The 1,847-nt window shown below is 72.0% G+C and carries 3 protein-coding genes; 1 reads left to right on the top strand and 2 read right to left on the bottom strand.

Translation table 11 applies throughout. The features are described 5' to 3' along the window. Nucleotides 1-180: 180 nt before the first annotated feature. Complete coding sequence (locus AC2W7A_RS12065; protein ID WP_485991552.1) at nucleotides 181-660, bottom strand: AAA family ATPase; 480 nt, start codon at nucleotides 658-660, stop codon at nucleotides 181-183. Between AC2W7A_RS12065 and AC2W7A_RS12070 the strand changes: the two genes are divergently transcribed. Continuing rightward, nucleotides 650-1,105, top strand: coding sequence for an EamA family transporter (locus AC2W7A_RS12070; protein ID WP_485991553.1), 456 nt, complete (start codon nucleotides 650-652; stop codon nucleotides 1,103-1,105). The genes AC2W7A_RS12065 and AC2W7A_RS12070 overlap by 11 nt on opposite strands. A gap of 123 nt (nucleotides 1,106-1,228) precedes the next feature. On the opposite strand, the gene AC2W7A_RS12075 is transcribed toward AC2W7A_RS12070, so the two are convergent. Beyond that, complete coding sequence (locus AC2W7A_RS12075) at nucleotides 1,229-1,642, bottom strand: VOC family protein (RefSeq protein WP_485991554.1); 414 nt, start codon at nucleotides 1,640-1,642, stop codon at nucleotides 1,229-1,231. Between the last annotated feature and the right edge of the window lie 205 nt (nucleotides 1,643-1,847).

The raw sequence follows: 1,847 nt of genomic DNA on the forward strand, positions 1-1,847 counted from the left end.
CCTGATCCGGACCACGGACACGCCACGCGCCGACAGGCGGCCACGCACCGTTCGGCGCGTGGCCGTCGTCGTACGAGGGGACGCGCAGGCGGAGGGTCAGCCGCCGGAGGACTGGAAGCGCACGACGGCGCGGACCTCGTCGTCCGGCACGGGGCTACGGGGCTCCCTGCGCCCTCCGCCTCACAGATGCCGCAGATACCGCTCGGGACCCGCGAGGAAGCGGCGCCAGTGGTCCACGGTCTCCAGGTCCTCCCAGCGGGCCTCGCGCAGACCCCACGGTCCGGCCTCGAGGATCTGCGCCCCGGGCAGGGCGGCGAGGACCGGGGAGTGCGTGGAGAGCAGGACCTGACAGCCATCCTCGACCCGATCCAGCAGGAACGCGGTGAGGGCGAGGCAGTTCTCGAAGGACAGGGCGGACTCGGGTTCGTCCAGCACCCAGAGCCCGCGCACCGAGGCCCGCTCGTGGCAGAACGCGAGGAAGGACTCCCCGTGGCTCATGCGGTGCAGGCTCGGCTTCAGGGACAGGCCCTCCAGGTACGTGAAAAGCCCGTGCATGGCCTCGGCCCTCAGGAACACGCCGCCGCGGGGCGCGCCGGCACCGCGGGTCAGCTGCAGGTGCTCGGCCAGCGCGGACTCGGTGACGCGGGTCGTGTGCCGCACGTGGTGGGTGCCGCCCTCCGGGGTTCAGCCCGGCCGCCGCCGCGATCGCCTCCACGAGCGTGGACTTCCCCGCCCCGTTCGCGCCGACCAGGACGGTGGCCGGTCCGAGGTCCAGGCCCTCGTCCAGCAGCCGGCGGACCGCGGGGACCGTGGCCGGCCAGGCGGAGCGGTCCTCGGTGCGATCGGCACGGGCCTGTTCGCCTCGCTGCTGCCCTACCTGTTGGAGTTCCACGCACTGAAGCGGCTGCGCAGCGCCGTGTTCGGCGTGCTGGTGTCCGTGGAGCCGGCCATCGCCACCGGCGTCGGGTTCCTTGTGCTCGGCCAGGCCGTGGGCCTCTGGGCCGTCCTGGCCATGGTCCTGGTGGTCTCCGCGAGCGTCGGCACCACCCTCAGCAAGGAGGCGGCGAGCCCGCGCCGCGAGAAGGCGACCAGTCACGCGGACTGAGCCGGCCGTCGTCGTGAAGCGCCCGACGCGCCGACGCCCGAGGCGCCGAACCAGAGACTTCGGCCCCTTCACGTCCGCGCGAAGGGACCGATTCCTCTGGTTCGACGCAGAGGGAAGCCCCGCTCAGGCGGTGATGAACTCCCACTGGTGACCGTCCGGGTCGATGATCTCGCGGGAGTGCAGGCCGGTCTCCGACATGTCCTCCACCATGTCCTCCGGCAGGGCCACCTCGGTGGCGCCCAGCTGCAGGGCACGGTCCGCGAGGGCGTCCACGGCCGCATGGTCCCCGGCGATCAGGGACATCAGCGAGGAGTTCGTGGTGATGCAGTCCGCGATCTCCCGTTCGCCGATGTAGTCCGTGTAGGACCCCGGCGTCATGTACATCGCGTAGGTGGAGTCGGTGAGCTCGACGCACACCGAGTCGTCGTCCGAGAAGTCCTCCGCGATGCCGGCGCCGAGGGCGGTCCAGAACTCGCGGATGCGCTCGGTGTCGGTCGTCGGGAGGTTCAGGAAGACCGGCTGTGAGAACAAGGCCATGCCGGAGAAGCTAGCCAAGTCAGGCCACCGGCGGCAAACGGTGACGCCCCACTGTGACCCGCATCATTCCGGGGCAGGAGGCATCCCCGGTTGATACCGTGGCGGGCATGACGAACACCCCCTCCGGGTGGCCTCCGCGCCGGCGGCCGCAGGACGCCGCCGCGCAGGCGCCCGCCTACGCGCAGGCGCCTTCGTACTCCCGAGC

This window comes from Micrococcus sp. LASM2_SD2, from assembly GCF_057364565.1.

Bases quoted from the DNA above. Each gene is read 5' to 3' on its own strand.
- AC2W7A_RS12075 (WP_485991554.1), bottom strand. From the start codon at position 1,642: ATGGCCTTGTTCTCACAGCCGGTCTTCCTGAACCTCCCGACGACCGAC.